This window comes from Acinetobacter sp. CY79 (assembly GCF_059515845.1).
This window is the reverse complement of the sequence record NZ_JCAKMY010000002.1, coordinates 80,602-95,667: the sequence shown is the minus strand read 5'-3', so window position 1 is coordinate 95,667 and position 15,066 is coordinate 80,602. Positions and strand designations below refer to the sequence as shown.

Below are 15,066 nucleotides of genomic sequence, written 5' to 3'. Positions count from 1 at the left end.
TTAAACAAATGATGATTAAATTGCTTAGAATAACAACGCGTCCCAAAATGGAATGGGGTTGGCGAAGAAGAGTAAGCAAGAATATTGAAAAAGAGTATGATTGGTTGAGGAATTAAAGCTCAGCAATTCATTGTAAAAATCGGTAGAATGTCCAGCCCATTAAATGCTAGTACGTATGAAATGAATGTGAATATGGTAGAGCATCAGCGCAGTATATTGTCAGTGATTGGTATTGATTTATGGATGCCTAAAGCTGATGCGCGGACGCGTACCTATACATCAAGTTTGTATCGTGACCAAGCAGCGCCAGAGCGTCATGATGTTCACAACTTCCACGTTGATCATTTAGACACTTCCGAAGTATTTGAATCTAAAAATACGACCAACGCTGATCAAATTATTCAACCAAATAAAGTTGATGAGAATCCATTAGAAAAATCTCATGTCGAGAAGTCAAATCAACAACATGATCTAAAATCAAGGGTTGTGATTTCTACAGAAGTACGGGAGGCAGTTTATGTTGCACCTTTCGAGCTTCAGGCATTCAGCCTTGAAAATTGTGTGATCTTAGTTGACACAACTCAATTGACTTCTGAGCAGGCTGCACTATGGCAAAATATTCAAATGGCTAAAACGGGTCAGTTTGCTGTTTTAAAATGGCCATTTGCACTAGCACCATTACAAGATGGTCGGGGTGTGAAAGTTTATATCCAAGGTTTTGTGGACGCCTTAAAAGCGGATAAGCAGATTCTCAGCATAGGTAAAATTGCACATGCTCAAATTGATAACATCGTTGAACTGCCAAATCTCCAAGAAATGTTGGATCAGCCTCTATTAAAGAGTGAGTTATGGGATTATATGCAAAAGCCAGTAAAATAATCTTTCAAAAATATAAGATTAAAGTTTTAAAAATTGAATAGATCATAAAATCCTTTTAATAAATAAAATAAAGCTTCAAACAAAATAATAAATAAAGTGTATAAAAGACCATAAGGATTTAAAACAATATTAGGGATGTATATGCAAAAAAAGGTTGTGGTATTTAGTCAAATTGATTCAATCATTCTTGCAAAATTAAAAGATCGTTATCATATCGTACAGATTGATCCGAAAGCTGGTGATATTAATCAGCAAATTCTAAATGAAGTGGCTGATGCAGATGGAATGATTGGCGCGGGTCGGTTACTGAATGAAACGAATCTGCACACTGCTCAAAGACTTAAAATTATTTCTACAGTGAGTGTTGGATATGACAATTACGACGTTGACTATCTGAATCAAAAGAAAATTTGGTTAGCACATACACCACATGTATTGACAGAAACCACCGCAGATTTAGCTTTTACGTTGTTGATGAGTGCAGCACGTAAAGTACCTCAGTTAGATTCTTGGACTAAACAAGGCTCATGGACAAGGACAGTTGGAACAGCTCAATTCGGCTTAGACATATATGGCAAAAAGCTCGGTATTATTGGTTTAGGAAATATTGGATTGGCGATTGCGAAACGTGGCTTTCATGGTTTTAATATGAAGATTAATTATCATAATCGAAATCCAAAACCTGAACGTGCACAGTTGGTCGATGCACAATATTTAGTACTCAATGAGTTATTAGAGCAGTCTGATTTTATTGTGGTTGCAGTAGATTTAAATGCAGATTCGACAGCCCTCATGGGGCGTGAGCAATTTAACAAAATGAAGCTTTCCGCGGTTTTTATCAATATTTCACGTGGTTCAGTGGTCGATGAAGATGCTTTAATTGATGCATTAAAACAAAATAAAATTTTTGCTGCAGGCTTAGATGTCTATCAGAAAGAACCTTTGCAAGATTCTGAATTATTTGAGCTGGACAATGTGGTGACCTTACCTCATGTTGGCTCTGCTACGGCTGAAACACGCCTGAAAATGGCTGAACTAGCTTATTTAAATCTAGTCCAAGCATTAGACGGTGAACTTCCGAAATGTTTAGTCAATGAAAAATTCTGCTAAATGTTTTATGTGAGTTATTTTTAAAATATCTTATTGGGGGAGTTAGGTTTTGAGCTATATGTTGATGTGATTTTTATCTTTTTAAAAGTTAAAGATTCATAACACATCATTGCAAATTCATTCAATTTTCAGTGTTATAGTCTGAACGTATTCATCTGTTTGAGTTGATGTTTTGAAAAAAACCTTATTTGCATTGAGTTTATGTTTGAGTGCTATGTGTAGCGCTGATGATATTTTTAATACTGAAAAGGTACCTACATTTGACATTCCTGAGATTGGGGCTGGAGTAGGTTTGATTGATCAGCAACGCGAACAAATGATCGGTGAAAAAGTCTATCGTCAAGTTCAAAATCAACTACCAGTTTTGCATGATGTCTGGTTAGAAGATCAATTCATGTCCATATTTACACGTATATTAAGCCAAACTAAGCTTGGAAGACCGATTGGACTGGTTATTGTAAATGATCCTCAAATTAATGCTTTTGCAGTACCTGGTGGTTTGTTTGCGCTAAATGCAGGTTTAATCACGTCATCTAAGAACCTAGATGAGGTATCGGGGGTGATGGCGCATGAAATTGCGCATGTATCACAGCGTCATTATAGTCGCTCTCAGGAAGCATTTAAGGGGCAAGGTTTATTAGCACTCGCTGGTATTATTGTCGGTGCTGCCATTGCAGCACAAGCAGATAGTGATGTTGGTAGTGCGGTAATGATGGGAACTCAGGCAGCATTGGTCGATAAACAACTCAGCTACAGCCGTAATCAGGAGCGTGAGGCTGACCGTATTGGGATGCAGTTAATGTATGGAGCGGGATATAACCCGCACAGTATGGCTGATTTTTTTGAGACCATGAATCGTGCAACGGCTCGCGTCAGCTTTATGCCTGATTTTTGGTTTACGCATCCATTGACGACGCAACGTATGAGTGAAGCTCGGTTAAGAGCGAATCAGTTTCCACGTATACCACTTAGTAATACTCAGCAAGAATTCGAAGTGATTAAGTGGTACACCGCAGTGGTGACCAGTCAATCTTCAGAATCACAACTGAAAACTTTAGCGCAGAATAAAAATTTTGGTGGAATACTGGCACTTGCTGAATATTACCTGAGAAAAGGTGAGCTCGCTTTAGCCCAACAGCAATTAGATGTGGCTAAAACGATTCAACCTGCACATACCTTATTGGCTTTGATTCAAGCAGATCTTTATTTAGAACAAGATAAAATAGATGCTGCAATGCAGGTGATTTTGTCTAAGCAAAGAGTCATGCCTGAAAATAGAGCGCTAGCTTATAAGTTGGCGCATATCTATAACTTAAAAAAACAGCCTATTGAAGCGGAGCGAATCGTAAATAGATTCCTGATTAAAAATAATCGAGATATTGTTGCTTGGCAACTGATGCAGCAATCTGCAAATTTAAACCGTGAAAATCCAATGCGAACAATTAATGTACTGCGTTATCGAGCAGAAGTTGAGTATTGGAAAGGTGCTGAAGAGGTGGCTATTAAATCTCTAATCCATGCACAACGGCTCGCTAAGGAAAACAATTCAATGTCAGCGAAGATTAATAGCCGACTGAATGCCATGCAAAAAGAGCATACTCAGAAAATTTAAAACATTTTGTTAAGCTAAGTTTTCGAATTAAAGAGTAATTAAAATTATAATTTAAAACGACCCTTATAGGATGGTAAGGAAATAGTATGGTAGGAAAAGAGCTGAGAATGATTAAAGGTCAGTGCTTATGTGGCGCAATGAGTTATCAGTATCACGGCCAAATTCATCAAAGTATTCTGTGTTTCTGTGGTGATTGTCAATTAGCTCAAGGCACAGTTATGGCATGGAATAGTGCATTAGAACGCTCCAAATTTGAAATCTGTACGGGTCATGACATTTTAAAAGAATATTTTCATACGCCAAATAAAGCACGTGTATTCTGTGGCGTATGTGGTAGTCCAATCTATTCTTACCGTCTCGATTTACCTGATGTTATTCGTCTAAGATTGGGCACAGTGACAAAAGGCAAGGTGCCGTTTCCTAAAGAATATTTTTATATTGAAAATAAACCTAAATTTGTAGAACTTAATCACGCTTAGTGTTTGATTTATGTGGTAAATCGATGGTTGTAAGTGTGAATTCAACATATAATCATTGGTGTTTAATCATGGATTGAAGAAATTAACTTGATGAAAAATAAGATATTGGCGTTGCTTCTCATTGCACTTTGCACTCCATCATTTGCGCAGCAACTTCCTGAAAGGTTTGCTCGTGATTTAGATAAAATCACGCAACAATATAGTCAGGATATGCGTGAATTTTTAAAGTCTCTACCACCAACCACGGTTCAATTTAATACTCAGCAAAAAAATCAATACTGTTCAATTGTGGCTACTTATGTACATGATTTTTATCAATTAACCACTAAAAATAGAGATTCACTACCTTTTTCTTATGCAAATATGACAAAACAAGATGTGATCGATAAAGTCCAACAATCGAAAGAAATGCAAATTTTAAAAGACTATGATATTCAATGTGATTTAAATCAGAATTAAAGCGGATAATTTGAAGAATTAAATGAAATTTTAAAAATCAAAGCATGATCAGTGATTAAGGATGCTGAAAATGAGCAAGTTTATTTTTATTATTTTTGAATCTAAGAAACTTGGATTATATATTTGGCTATTTAATCAAATAGAGAATTCATCGAAAGATGATGAGATTAAATAGACCAAATCAAACAGTATACGAAAAGAGGGTTACGCCAGTTTAGCTTTGATTTTAGCTGAAACTTGTGCAGGATCGGCACGTCCGGCTATGATCGGACGTAGAGAATTCATCACCTTACCCATATCTTTAATGCTAGTAGCTTGTTGAGCAAGAATAGTTTGCTCAATCACGGAATCAAGTTCTTCCTCAGTCATAGCTGCTGGTAGAAACTGAGATAAAATCTCAACTTCGGCTTGTTCCTTACTAGCTAAGTCTTGTCGATTAGCACCTTCAAAGGCTTTAATCGATTCTTTACGTTGCTTGATTTGCTTTTCAATGACCGCGAGAACTCGATTATCATCTAGTTCAACGCGTTCATCGACTTCGATTTGCTTAATTGCTGCCTGAAGACTACGGATTACCGTTAACTTGTCCATTTCTTTGGCACGCATTGTTACCTTCAAAACTTCAGTTATTTGGCTTTTTAAAGTAGTCATTTATATATTCCAGACAGTCAATCAATCACAAATTAATCTTAGTAAAGGCGAGTAGTGCGTACAGATTCGCGAGCCAATTTCTTTTGGTAGCGTTTAACTGCAGCAGCTTTTTTGCGCTTACGTTCTTGAGTTGGTTTTTCATAGAATTCGCGCTTACGAACATCTGCTAAAACACCAGCTTTTTCGCATGAACGTTTGAAACGACGGATAGCTACGTCTACTGGTTCGCCTTCTTTCAATTTAACTTGTGGCATGAAGAATCCTCTAGTTTATGGATAAGACTTAACGCCGAATTGCGCTAAGTCACAAGTGAAGGTCAGTATTTTACTCATTTACATCTCATACCACAAGTCTATAATAGCTTTAGCAATATTTTGAAATGTATAAAAGGCAATTTAATGATCGTTCTGGGCTTAGAAACTTCGTGTGACGAAACAGGTCTCGCACTCTATGACAGTGAAGTCGGCTTAAGAGGACAGGTACTTTATAGTCAAATTAAATTGCATGCAGAATATGGTGGTGTGGTGCCAGAATTGGCTTCTCGCGACCATGTTCGGAAGCTTATTCCTTTGATGAATCAATTGCTTGAAGAAAGTGGTGTAGATAAGTCACAGATTGATGCTGTTGCTTATACACGTGGCCCAGGCCTGATGGGTGCATTGATGACCGGTGCTTTGTTTGGTCGAACTTTAGCATTTGCTTTAAATAAGCCTGCGATTGGGGTACATCATATGGAAGGTCATATGCTTGCTCCATTATTGTCAGAGACTCCACCGGAATTTCCGTTCGTAGCACTCCTGGTTTCAGGTGGTCATACGCAACTCATGGCGGCTTACGGTATTGGTCAATACGAAATGTTGGGTGAGTCGATTGACGATGCAGCAGGTGAGGCATTTGATAAAGTGGCTAAAATGATGAGCCTGCCTTATCCAGGTGGTCCAAATATTTCAAAATTGGCTGAGCAAGGTGATGCTAAAGCCTTTGATTTTCCACGTCCAATGTTACATCAAGGTTTAGACTTTTCATTTAGTGGTTTAAAAACCTCTGTTTCTAATCAATTGAAAAAAGTGGAAGGTCAGGGGCGTGAAGCTGATATTGCGGCTTCATTCCAAGAAGCTTTGGTTGATACCCTTGTTAAAAAGTCTGTAAAAGCTTTGAAACAAACCAATCTGAAACGTTTGGTGATCGCAGGTGGTGTAAGTGCTAATAAACGCTTGCGTGAGCGCTTAGAAGCTGATCTGGCGAAGATCAAAGCTCAGGTATATTATGCAGAACCTGCATTATGTACGGACAATGGCGCGATGATTGCTTTCTCTGGTTATCAACGCTTGAAAGCGGGGCAACAGGATGATCTGGTTGTCACGACCACACCACGTTGGCCGATGACTGAATTAAGCAATCCACAAGCAGATTGATTGAAAGAAAAGAGGCTTAAGCCTCTTTTTTATCACCACACTTTTTAAAAAAAACTTAAACTGAATTTTTTAGTTTTAAAATCAACATTATTTTAGATTTACCGCTTTATCATTTATACAAGAAAATGCACCTGTTCTAGCACTCAGTGCAAAAAACCACCTAAAAGAAATAGATTAAACGCAGTGTGAACAAAGCCTGAAATAAAGATAAATCCACCTATTACAGTAACGAACATTAAAACTAAAAGGAGTAAATTCATAATTTTTTTCGTGGCGCTTTACAAGTAATCATAAGGCCAATCACAATCAACCCAATGAAAAAAGAGATGAGTAATGCTTTCATTTATTTGCTTATCTGAAAATTGGTGACCCACTAAAGTGAGAGTGAATAACACAATATTCATTACAAGCCAACAAGCCAACGCCATAAGCGAAATAAAGAAAATTCATGTCTCAAATGAATATTTCTAAAGAATGCAAACCATACTAAAAAATATCAAGTTAGCGTAAATTTATTTCATTGGTCTTAATGAGTTAGTAATGAAGTATTTTTAATTAATCGTGATGTGCATTATTTGTATGGATTCAAATATTGAAAAACTAAGTGTAATTTAATTGTACCTAAAAAGTGGACATCGGGTGTTCAGGAGTCATTTTTTTGGAGATTGATATATTCTATATATCCAACACCCTCAATATTTTCAGATTTTAATATGCCTTTGTATCGATAAGAAGCGGCATACCCACAACCCAGACCGTACTGAAATTCAGTTTCACATTCCCCCAGCACATTTAAAATCTCTAAACCCTCTTTTTTTACGACCCACTGGAACGTTTTTGGAATTTTCATTGCTTGACCATAAGGTGATACCTTGGGTTGATCAAAGTATTCCACAACTTCAAATTTTACATCTGTATAGACTTCTGCATGTTGATTGAGGTATCTAATATGAGCGGAGTAAGTAGCCACTTTGCCCAAAATATCTGCTTTCGTCAGTAAAATTTGAGTAGATTGATTCACGTTAATGATTTGATAAGTAAAAAAATCGAGTGGGATTTTATGCTGTTGAGGCAAAAGTTTAGAATAAAATGTATGCATGCCTGTGGATCGTGCGTACTCATAGGTACATAGATCTGTAATGTGATATGTTCGGTGCTGGTCTTTTAACGTGCCCGAAATTTTCGACAGCAAACTAAAATGGTCATAAATGGGATTTTTTAAAAACCAAGAAACATGACGAGTGACTTCTAAATTAAAATTGAAAGTTAATCCCAAATACTGGCCTTTAAGTGTTATATCTGGCAATTGTCCCTGAATTTTTAAATCATTCCCAAGACGGATGAGATCTCCCTGTTCGGTAATGTCACATTCCTCATCAAAATCATAAGCTTTCAAAAAAGAATTTGAACGAGCTGCAGTACTTGAAAATACTGTTGCAGTACGTCGAGGGGATTTCTTAGCTGAAATCAAATGATGATGGTCAAATGCTAGGGCGCTTGGTGTACCTAAGATAATGATGATATTCAAATAGCGATGCGGTTCAGGTAAGTTGGGAATATAAATCCCATAGTGAGTCCAGCTGTAATATTGTTCGTCTATTCTAGGACGAATAATTGAATCATCTAAGAACGTAAGTCTTGAACTCGAGACAGCAGAATCAAGCAATGGCTTTAAACTTAGAAGGGAGTGACCAAGAAATTTAGAAATAAGGGAATGTTTGTGCATATTGAAAGATTCAATGATAAAATTCTGAATAAGAATATTAGTGAGAGACGTTTTTTGCTCAGTATTTTTGATTCAGGTTTATGTTTAACATTAAACCTGAATTTTTGTCATAGAAAATGAGTATCAAAATTTGTATCACTTGTATTAATTTCAATTTTCATGAATTAATTTTTTAAAATCTTCTTTTAATTCAATATACTTTGGGTGAATTTTTGCCTTATCCCATTTTGCCTTAAATATTCGAGCCGATTCAGCTTTAATAGGGTCTTCTGACGTTCGAGGAAGTTCATTTCGTCCGTGTGCACCGCTTAAACCTTTTTTATCATCAGGTACGGGCCCATCATATTTCTTACCGCCTTTATGGTTTGCATAACGTCTTGCACGGGTATAGCCCATTTGAAGAAATTTTCTCGCCATATCGGCACCGACAAAATCATTGTTATTTAAGTAATCTAAAAATAATGCATAAATCTTCTCACTACTTTCTGTTGCTTTTTCAGGATCGGCAAATTTCCAAAAGGGAAGAATTTCTGATTTATAAGGTTCTACCAATAGAACACCTTGTTCACCACGACCAATACGATAAAGCTCAGGGCGTTTCCTAAAATTAATCTGATCGAAATCCAATTCATAATTAAACGAATTGGAGTGAACTCGAGACAGGCGTTTGGGAATCACTGCAGTATTTTTCTTTTTCATGGTTAAATTCCTTGTTTAAGCACCATGATACGGCGAACAAAACGGACAAGAAGTCTTCTTTTGTAATTAGAAATGAAGCAGTATTGAAACGAGAAAATGAAAAATAATGCCAATAAGGATGAAATTCGATGTTAAACCCACTGAATACAACTATTGATTATAAAGCCTTTGCCCAAGGTGTACGTTTTGATTATAAGATCATGAATGTGCATGATATTACTGATGGTGCAAATCCAGAGCGAATGATCGAGTTTCGCTTAGGGGGATTTGGTTCAGACCTTTCACCACACCCGGTACATCCAAATCAGTTTTATGCCTTAACAGACCGTGGACCAAACACCGACTACAATATAAATGAGGATCACGGTAAAAAGTTTTTAGATCCAAGTTATTGTCCACGTATTGGTCATTTCGAACTTACTCATGACGGAAAAATTATAAAAATTAAAGAAATATTACTAAAGACACCACAGGGGAAAAATATTACAGGCTTACCTAATGCGCATTTTGGCGCAAATAAGGAAACGGCCTATGATCGAAATGGTCAGCGAATAGTGCCAGGCACAGATGAATATGGCTTAGACAGTGAAGCATTGGTGGCACTCAAAGACGGAACTTTTTGGGTGAGTGATGAATATGGTCCACATTTAGTCCATTTTAATGCCGAAGGTGTTGAAATTGACCGCATTAATGCCTATGAGCAGGATAGTCGCCGAGTTGGTGGATATATGTTACCGCTAGAATATTCTAGACGCCGACAAAATCGCGGTATGGAAGGGTTAGACATTAGTTCTGATCAAACCACATTGGTCGGCATTATGCAATCTGCTATGAGTTTACCAAATGCTTCGGTGAATGCTGCTGATTTAACTCGAATATTGATGCTAAATTTGGTTACAGGCAAAATTTCGCAATACTTATATCGTCAAGAGGCTAGCGAAACAGTGCATTCTAATACCGCAATTATGGCGTTGAATGAACATCAGTTTTTGGTATCTGAACGAGATGATGATTTTTATAAAGATAATCCCAAGGCATTTAAACGCATTTTTAAAATAGAAATTCAGCATGCTACCGATTTAGAAGCTATTCAATCGCAGGGATTATTTCAACAGGATGAGGAATTAGGTTTGCTAATCGGGGGACTCACTCCGGAACAATATGTTTTGCAACATGGATGGGATGGATTAGAGCAACAAGGTATACATCCAGTCAGTAAAACTTTGGTATTAGATTTGATAGAAAAACTCAAGTATCCACATGACAAAGTAGAGGGGCTTTGGCTGATTGATCAACAGCATTTAGCAATACTCAATGATGATGATTATGCATTTAGTGATGATCAAGGCGTGATTCAGCAAAAGTATTTAGACAATCAAAAAACAATCATTGATGGCAATACTTTATATGTTATTGCAGATATTAAATTGAATCCATAAATAAAAAAAGGGATGAGTTTTTAAACTCATCCTATTGAATAATATAGAGGATTTATTATTTTTGAGCATTAATTAATTGCTGTGAGCCAATCCAATGCTTAGAAAATTGATAGGCTGCACGACCAGAACGCTGCCCACGACTTTGACTCCAACGTAGCGCCTCTGCACGAACCCATTCAGTCATTGGAATATTTTGTTTCGCTAAGTAATGTTCAACGATCTCTAAATACAGATTTTGATCCATCGGGTAAAAGGACAACCATAATCCGAATCGATCAGACAATGAGATCTTTTCTTCAATTGCTTCTTGAGGATGTAATTCGGTGTACTGTGGTACATCCACCCGTGTGACAGGCGTATTTTCATGCATGAATTCAGGCAGTAAGTGGCGACGATTACTGGTGGCATAAATAATAAAATTATTTGAGCCAGACTGTAGTGAACCATCCAAAACACTTTTTAAACTTCGATAATTTTCATCTTCAGCATTAAAAGCCAAATCATCACAATAGACGATGAATTTTTCAGGACGATTCTGAATGAGCTTTTGAATTTCAGGTAAATCCGCTAGATCATCACGTTCAATTTCAATCAGTCTTAAACCATCATTTTGATATTTTGATAACAGTGCACGCACAATAGAAGACTTACCTGTTCCTCGGGAACCTGTCAGTAGCACATCATTTGCAGGCAGTCCGTTTAAAAACTGCTCGGTATTTTGCAACACTTTTTGCATTTGACGATCAATGCCTTTCAAGTCATCTAAAAGAATTTGCTTCGGTTGGTGAATTGCTTTGAGTTGCTTGTTCTGCCATTTAAAGGCAGGAGCAGTGAAGTCTGTATCTTGCTTGGGTTCTGGTAGAACATTTTGTAATTGTTCTAGAACAGTGGAAAGGCGCTCTATAAGGTGATCTGGAAGTTCTAAAGTTGCCATATATTTAAGCTAAAGTATTGTTTAAAACCATCTTAATCTAGCATAGTTCACCGAACAATAACTGAAGATTGATCACAAAGCTAAAGTATTTAATCATCAATAAAATAATATTTTGGTGATTGATTAATGTGCATAAATTCAGCATAGTTTTGAGGAGAAAAATTTTGAATCCTCAGGATTAAAATCAAAGGAATAATTAAAAATGGCATTTAATCACCGTTCTGATCTTAATCCACATCAACTTTACCGTATTAAAAAATTAAAAAGAGAGCTGAATCGAGCTGAAACTTACGCAGAATGGAAAGATATTGCACTGAGTTTAGACTTGGAAACGGGTTCTCAAGAATGGAAATATGACAATAGTTCTCCATATTTTGATGCTGAAATTATCTCACGCCGTTTGAACATGTTGCGTCGTTACAAGCTACAAAATCGTGTCGTGGATTTGATTTATATTTTAAGGGAAGGCTTATCGCATGATGTTGCGAATATTGGTCACCCGATGCTTTATACACAAACCTTTGTTGGAACTAAAAAAATCATTGAGGATTATATTCATGAAGTCAGTGAAAGCCTGATTTTTATCGCATCTCACAAGTGTGATTCACTGAGTATTCAAGAAAAGATCGATTTTTTCCAAAACTGTCAGCTGGCTTATGGTCAGCCTGCGATGATGTTTTCAGGTGGTGCAACATTGGGCTTATTTCATACAGGCGTATGTAAAGCGCTTCGAGAACAGGACTTAATGCCGAAAGTGCTCTCAGGTTCGAGTGCAGGTGCAATGATGACAGCAATGCTCGGTGTATCGAATTCAGCCGAAATTGATCAGATTCTTACAGGTGAAAGTTTCTACAGTGAAGCATTCCATTTTCGGAGTTTCAAAGAATTACTCCGCGGAGATGGTGGCTTTGCCGATGTGCGCTATCTTAAAAAGTTCTTGGTGGAAAATTTAGGTGATCTGACCTTTGAAGAAGCTTATGAAAAATCCGGCTTAGATATCAATATCAGTGTTGCGCCTTATGACGTAGCACAAGAGGGTGCGCGTATTATGAATAAGTATACTGCACCAGATTTATTGGTGTGGAGTGCTGTGCTTGCTTCCTGTGCAGTGCCAATCTTATTCCCACCAGTACGTTTAACCAGTAAGCGCTATGATGGTGTTCATACCCCTTATTTGGCCAGTATCCGCTGGGTGGATGGTAGTGTACGAAGTGACTTCCCTCAGGAGAAGTTGGCACGCTTGTATAATGTCAATTACACCATTGCCAGTCAGGTCAATCCGCATATTGTACCGTTCATGCAATCAGATGAAGAGCGCTTTCGTACCGACCTACTCAGTTGGCCTCAGCGTATTGTACGTACGCATGGTAAGGCGATTGCAATGGATGTAATGAATTTCACCCGTGATCGTATGGGGCGGGTGCCAACAGTGCGCCGTATGCTGGATCATGGTTATGGTATTGTCGATCAGCGTTATTATGGTGATTTAAATATTATTGGAAATTTTAGTTATAAACATTATCAATACATGCTGCAAAATCCACGTCCGCATTTATTTAAAGTTTTACAACAAGAAGGCGAGCGTGCAACATGGTCTAAAATATCCAGTATTGAAGCACATGCTCGAATTGGCAAAACCATTGAGCATTGCTTAGACCTATTGAAACCATTGCAAGCGAAAAGCCAACGTGTTGAACCTCAAATTTCAAGATCAAATCTTCCCTCAGCTCAAGCAAGCTCATAATTCAGAGCAAAGCCAAAAGTTTGGTCGTCATTTGTATCGAATCGCAAATGATGGCCAAAGCTATTGGATAAAATTGCAAAATAGAAATATGAGCGCACAGCATGAACTGAGTTTTTTAAATGAGATCAATCAATATCAGAATATTTATCAGCTCAATCCAAAGCTTTTAGCGCCACACCAAATCATCGACTTTAATCAATTAGAACATCGAATAATAGAAAATGCTGTTCCTTCAATTTTGATTATTCAAGATCTTCAAGCCTTATTTGGTATTTCTCCATTAGGTGTACCTTTGGGTTCTATCAAATCAGTTTTTTTACAGAGTCTTGAAGTGTTGGAGAACGTACACGAACTTGGCTATCTCCATGGTGATTTAAAAGCTGAGCATTTTAGAACTTTTAAAAATAGCGCGGTGTTGATTGATCTGGAGCAATGCATAGATCTAAATCGTAAAGCTTCGCTGGAAAATACCGCTACGCCACGCTATATGGCACCTGAGTTATTTCATGCTGAACCAAAAACGTATGCAACCGATCTTTATGCACTCGGTATTATTTGGTTGGAATGGTTAACACAAACTAAATTACAAGCAAAAACCTACATGGAATGGGCAAAATTACACTGTCAAAGCTTAAAAATTGAATTAGATGAGCAATTTAAACAATTTGAAAGCTTGTTTGAGCTACTTTTAAATAAGAATAAAGCATTGCGTTGTACAAATTTTTATCAAATAAAACAGCAATTAAGCGATATTGTTTAAAGAAAAAGCAAGGAATAGTTAAATCGTTTTATATTTAATCAAACAATCATTTTTTTAATAAAAAGGGCTTGTCAGGTGGGGGTGATCTCTATAATATACACAGCCATCGGGGACGTGGCGAAATTGGTAGACGCACTGGATTTAGGTTCCAGCGCCGCAAGGTGTGAGAGTTCGAGTCTCTCCGTCCCCACCAAGTAATTTACTAGGTGGAACGACCGAAGTAAGTGAAATAGAGGATTGGTGTAATGGTAGCATGACGGTCTCCAAAACCGTTCGTCAAGGTTCGAGTCCTTGATCCTCTGCCAAGTTTTATGAACCTCAGATTTTGAGTGTTTAATGGGGACGTGGCGAAATTGGTAGACGCACTGGATTTAGGTTCCAGCGCCGCAAGGTGTGAGAGTTCGAGTCTCTCCGTCCCCACCATGATTAAAGCAAGGTTTGATACCTTGCTTTTTTATTGCCTAAAATTTGATAAATCAATTTAAAAATATTTTATAAATTTCTAATCTATAAACTTAAAGGGGCAGGTGCTAGATTAATCGCTCAGTTGAATGACTATGTTGAATTGATAAATCTTTTTGAATCTGTTTGTGTGCATCAATATTAGATTATTTTTGGTTATGAAATTTAATGATTAAATCTAAAACATAAAAAAGCCCAAATCCTTGGGCATGAATGGTCTTACTTGTCTTTTTAATTTGATTTAGAAAATTTAGAGCTTAATTACCAGAATAACTTCAATCAGTTTTCTGAAAAGTAATTAAGCTTTTAAATGATCTTCGAACTCTTCGCCCAATTGCATCGCCAAATTGTTGCCAGATAAATCACACGTGACTAAACCATATTCTTTCTTAAAGCTAAAAGTAAAGCCGCGGTTATCGGTCAAGGTTTTTACTGAATAGCCTAATTTTTCTAACCAAATACGAAATGCGATTAAATTTTTTGCTTTAACAACCTTTTTCATTAGATAACTCCTTTTAGTGATCTTTATTAAATAGGGGTGAAAAAAAACTTTTTAAAGGGCAAATGCTGATGGATGAGTAAAAATAATTTTGTTTGTTTATTTTATACCCACTTCTTATTTTTGAAATATTAAAGATGTTTCAAGATGCATTGTAAATTTAAGTTAAGATTATGTTTTAAATAAATATTTATAAAA

Annotated in this window: 15 protein-coding genes and 3 tRNA genes; 12 read left to right on the top strand and 6 right to left on the bottom strand. The window is 36.9% G+C overall.

Translation table 11 applies throughout. The features are described from left to right. Nucleotides 1-147: 147 nt before the first annotated feature. The 5 genes from AC5YCE_RS01355 to AC5YCE_RS01335 all read left to right on the top strand — a co-directional run bounded on the left by AC5YCE_RS01355 (nt 148) and on the right by AC5YCE_RS01335 (nt 4,539). Entirely contained in the window at nt 148-879 is a 732-nt protein-coding gene (locus tag AC5YCE_RS01355) for a hypothetical protein (protein ID WP_496170591.1), read from the top strand. Between the two features lie 141 nt (nt 880-1,020). Continuing rightward, nucleotides 1,021-1,989 carry a 2-hydroxyacid dehydrogenase gene (locus AC5YCE_RS01350; RefSeq protein WP_496170589.1) on the top strand — a complete coding sequence of 323 codons (969 nt, stop codon included), beginning with the start codon at nt 1,021-1,023 and terminating at the stop codon, nt 1,987-1,989. 172 nt (nt 1,990-2,161) lie between these two features. Continuing rightward, the gene (locus AC5YCE_RS01345) at nt 2,162-3,601 is read left to right on the top strand and encodes a M48 family metalloprotease (RefSeq protein WP_496170587.1); all 1,440 of its coding nucleotides are present in this window, start codon (nt 2,162-2,164) and stop codon (nt 3,599-3,601) included. Nucleotides 3,602-3,708: 107 nt separating this feature from the next. Then, on the top strand, nt 3,709-4,080 hold the full coding sequence (locus tag AC5YCE_RS01340) for a GFA family protein (RefSeq protein WP_496170585.1): 372 nt from the start codon (nt 3,709-3,711) through the stop codon (nt 4,078-4,080). A gap of 90 nt (nt 4,081-4,170) precedes the next feature. Beyond that, nucleotides 4,171-4,539: a hypothetical protein gene (locus AC5YCE_RS01335; protein WP_496125703.1), complete on the top strand. Its 369-nt coding sequence runs from the start codon at nt 4,171-4,173 to the stop codon at nt 4,537-4,539. A 204-nt stretch (nt 4,540-4,743) separates the two neighbouring features. Here AC5YCE_RS01335 and AC5YCE_RS01330 read toward each other — a convergent pair whose 3' ends face one another. Both AC5YCE_RS01330 and rpsU read right to left on the bottom strand, forming a co-directional pair. After that, complete coding sequence (locus tag AC5YCE_RS01330; protein WP_496125704.1) at nt 4,744-5,190, bottom strand: GatB/YqeY domain-containing protein; 447 nt, start codon at nt 5,188-5,190, stop codon at nt 4,744-4,746. A 38-nt stretch (nt 5,191-5,228) separates the two neighbouring features. Continuing rightward, nucleotides 5,229-5,444 carry a 30S ribosomal protein S21 gene (gene rpsU / locus AC5YCE_RS01325; protein ID WP_001136722.1) on the bottom strand — a complete coding sequence of 72 codons (216 nt, stop codon included), beginning with the start codon at nt 5,442-5,444 and terminating at the stop codon, nt 5,229-5,231. A gap of 144 nt (nt 5,445-5,588) precedes the next feature. On the opposite strand from rpsU, the gene tsaD reads away from it, so the two are divergent. Next, nucleotides 5,589-6,605: a tRNA (adenosine(37)-N6)-threonylcarbamoyltransferase complex transferase subunit TsaD gene (gene tsaD / locus AC5YCE_RS01320; RefSeq protein ID WP_496170583.1), complete on the top strand. Its 1,017-nt coding sequence runs from the start codon at nt 5,589-5,591 to the stop codon at nt 6,603-6,605. 643 nt (nt 6,606-7,248) lie between these two features. Here tsaD and AC5YCE_RS01315 read toward each other — a convergent pair. Together AC5YCE_RS01315 and AC5YCE_RS01310 are read right to left on the bottom strand one after the other, a co-directional pair. After that, entirely contained in the window at nt 7,249-8,331 is a 1,083-nt protein-coding gene (locus AC5YCE_RS01315) for a DUF6670 family protein (RefSeq protein ID WP_496170581.1), read from the bottom strand. A gap of 150 nt (nt 8,332-8,481) precedes the next feature. Beyond that, nucleotides 8,482-9,030: a DUF4385 domain-containing protein gene (locus AC5YCE_RS01310; protein ID WP_496125707.1), complete on the bottom strand. Its 549-nt coding sequence runs from the start codon at nt 9,028-9,030 to the stop codon at nt 8,482-8,484. Nucleotides 9,031-9,158: 128 nt separating this feature from the next. On the opposite strand from AC5YCE_RS01310, the gene AC5YCE_RS01305 reads away from it, so the two are divergent. Further along, nucleotides 9,159-10,469, top strand: a complete 1,311-nt coding sequence (locus AC5YCE_RS01305; protein ID WP_496170579.1) for an esterase-like activity of phytase family protein — start codon at nt 9,159-9,161, stop codon at nt 10,467-10,469. A 55-nt stretch (nt 10,470-10,524) separates the two neighbouring features. Here the strand turns inward: AC5YCE_RS01305 and AC5YCE_RS01300 are convergent, their stop codons facing one another. Next, a complete protein-coding gene (locus AC5YCE_RS01300) occupies nt 10,525-11,403 on the bottom strand; it encodes an ATP-binding protein (RefSeq protein ID WP_496170577.1) in 879 nt (292 codons plus the stop codon). Between the two features lie 202 nt (nt 11,404-11,605). On the opposite strand from AC5YCE_RS01300, the gene AC5YCE_RS01295 reads away from it, so the two are divergent. From AC5YCE_RS01295 to AC5YCE_RS01275, 5 genes are all read left to right on the top strand, one after another. Next, the gene (locus AC5YCE_RS01295; protein ID WP_496170575.1) at nt 11,606-13,147 is read left to right on the top strand and encodes a DUF3336 domain-containing protein; all 1,542 of its coding nucleotides are present in this window, start codon (nt 11,606-11,608) and stop codon (nt 13,145-13,147) included. Nucleotides 13,148-13,235: 88 nt separating this feature from the next. Next, complete coding sequence (locus AC5YCE_RS01290; RefSeq protein WP_496170573.1) at nt 13,236-13,907, top strand: protein kinase domain-containing protein; 672 nt, start codon at nt 13,236-13,238, stop codon at nt 13,905-13,907. Nucleotides 13,908-14,015: 108 nt separating this feature from the next. Continuing rightward, nucleotides 14,016-14,100 (top strand) — tRNA-Leu (locus AC5YCE_RS01285). Nucleotides 14,101-14,138: 38 nt separating this feature from the next. After that, a tRNA-Trp gene (locus tag AC5YCE_RS01280) sits at nt 14,139-14,212 on the top strand. Between the two features lie 33 nt (nt 14,213-14,245). Then, a tRNA-Leu gene (locus tag AC5YCE_RS01275) sits at nt 14,246-14,330 on the top strand. A gap of 337 nt (nt 14,331-14,667) precedes the next feature. On the opposite strand, the gene AC5YCE_RS01270 is transcribed toward AC5YCE_RS01275, so the two are convergent. Next, the gene (locus AC5YCE_RS01270) at nt 14,668-14,871 is read right to left on the bottom strand and encodes a hypothetical protein (protein WP_496125712.1); all 204 of its coding nucleotides are present in this window, start codon (nt 14,869-14,871) and stop codon (nt 14,668-14,670) included. Nucleotides 14,872-15,066 lie beyond the last annotated feature (195 nt).

What these genes read in the sequence shown, in the direction of transcription:
- AC5YCE_RS01355 (WP_496170591.1), top strand. Translation starts at nt 148, where the DNA reads ATGTCCAGCCCATTAAATGCTAGTACGTATGAAATGAATGTGAATATG.
- AC5YCE_RS01350 (WP_496170589.1), top strand. Translation starts at nt 1,021, where the DNA reads ATGCAAAAAAAGGTTGTGGTATTTAGTCAAATTGATTCAATCATTCTT.
- AC5YCE_RS01340 (WP_496170585.1), top strand. Translation starts at nt 3,709, where the DNA reads ATGATTAAAGGTCAGTGCTTATGTGGCGCAATGAGTTATCAGTATCAC.
- AC5YCE_RS01335 (WP_496125703.1), top strand. Translation starts at nt 4,171, where the DNA reads ATGAAAAATAAGATATTGGCGTTGCTTCTCATTGCACTTTGCACTCCA.
- AC5YCE_RS01330 (WP_496125704.1), bottom strand. Translation starts at nt 5,190, where the DNA reads ATGACTACTTTAAAAAGCCAAATAACTGAAGTTTTGAAGGTAACAATG.
- rpsU (WP_001136722.1), bottom strand. Translation starts at nt 5,444, where the DNA reads ATGCCACAAGTTAAATTGAAAGAAGGCGAACCAGTAGACGTAGCTATC.
- tsaD (WP_496170583.1), top strand. Translation starts at nt 5,589, where the DNA reads ATGATCGTTCTGGGCTTAGAAACTTCGTGTGACGAAACAGGTCTCGCA.
- AC5YCE_RS01315 (WP_496170581.1), bottom strand. Translation starts at nt 8,331, where the DNA reads ATGCACAAACATTCCCTTATTTCTAAATTTCTTGGTCACTCCCTTCTA.
- AC5YCE_RS01310 (WP_496125707.1), bottom strand. Translation starts at nt 9,030, where the DNA reads ATGAAAAAGAAAAATACTGCAGTGATTCCCAAACGCCTGTCTCGAGTT.
- AC5YCE_RS01305 (WP_496170579.1), top strand. Translation starts at nt 9,159, where the DNA reads ATGTTAAACCCACTGAATACAACTATTGATTATAAAGCCTTTGCCCAA.
- AC5YCE_RS01300 (WP_496170577.1), bottom strand. Translation starts at nt 11,403, where the DNA reads ATGGCAACTTTAGAACTTCCAGATCACCTTATAGAGCGCCTTTCCACT.
- AC5YCE_RS01295 (WP_496170575.1), top strand. Translation starts at nt 11,606, where the DNA reads ATGGCATTTAATCACCGTTCTGATCTTAATCCACATCAACTTTACCGT.
- AC5YCE_RS01290 (WP_496170573.1), top strand. Translation starts at nt 13,236, where the DNA reads ATGAGCGCACAGCATGAACTGAGTTTTTTAAATGAGATCAATCAATAT.
- AC5YCE_RS01270 (WP_496125712.1), bottom strand. Translation starts at nt 14,871, where the DNA reads ATGAAAAAGGTTGTTAAAGCAAAAAATTTAATCGCATTTCGTATTTGG.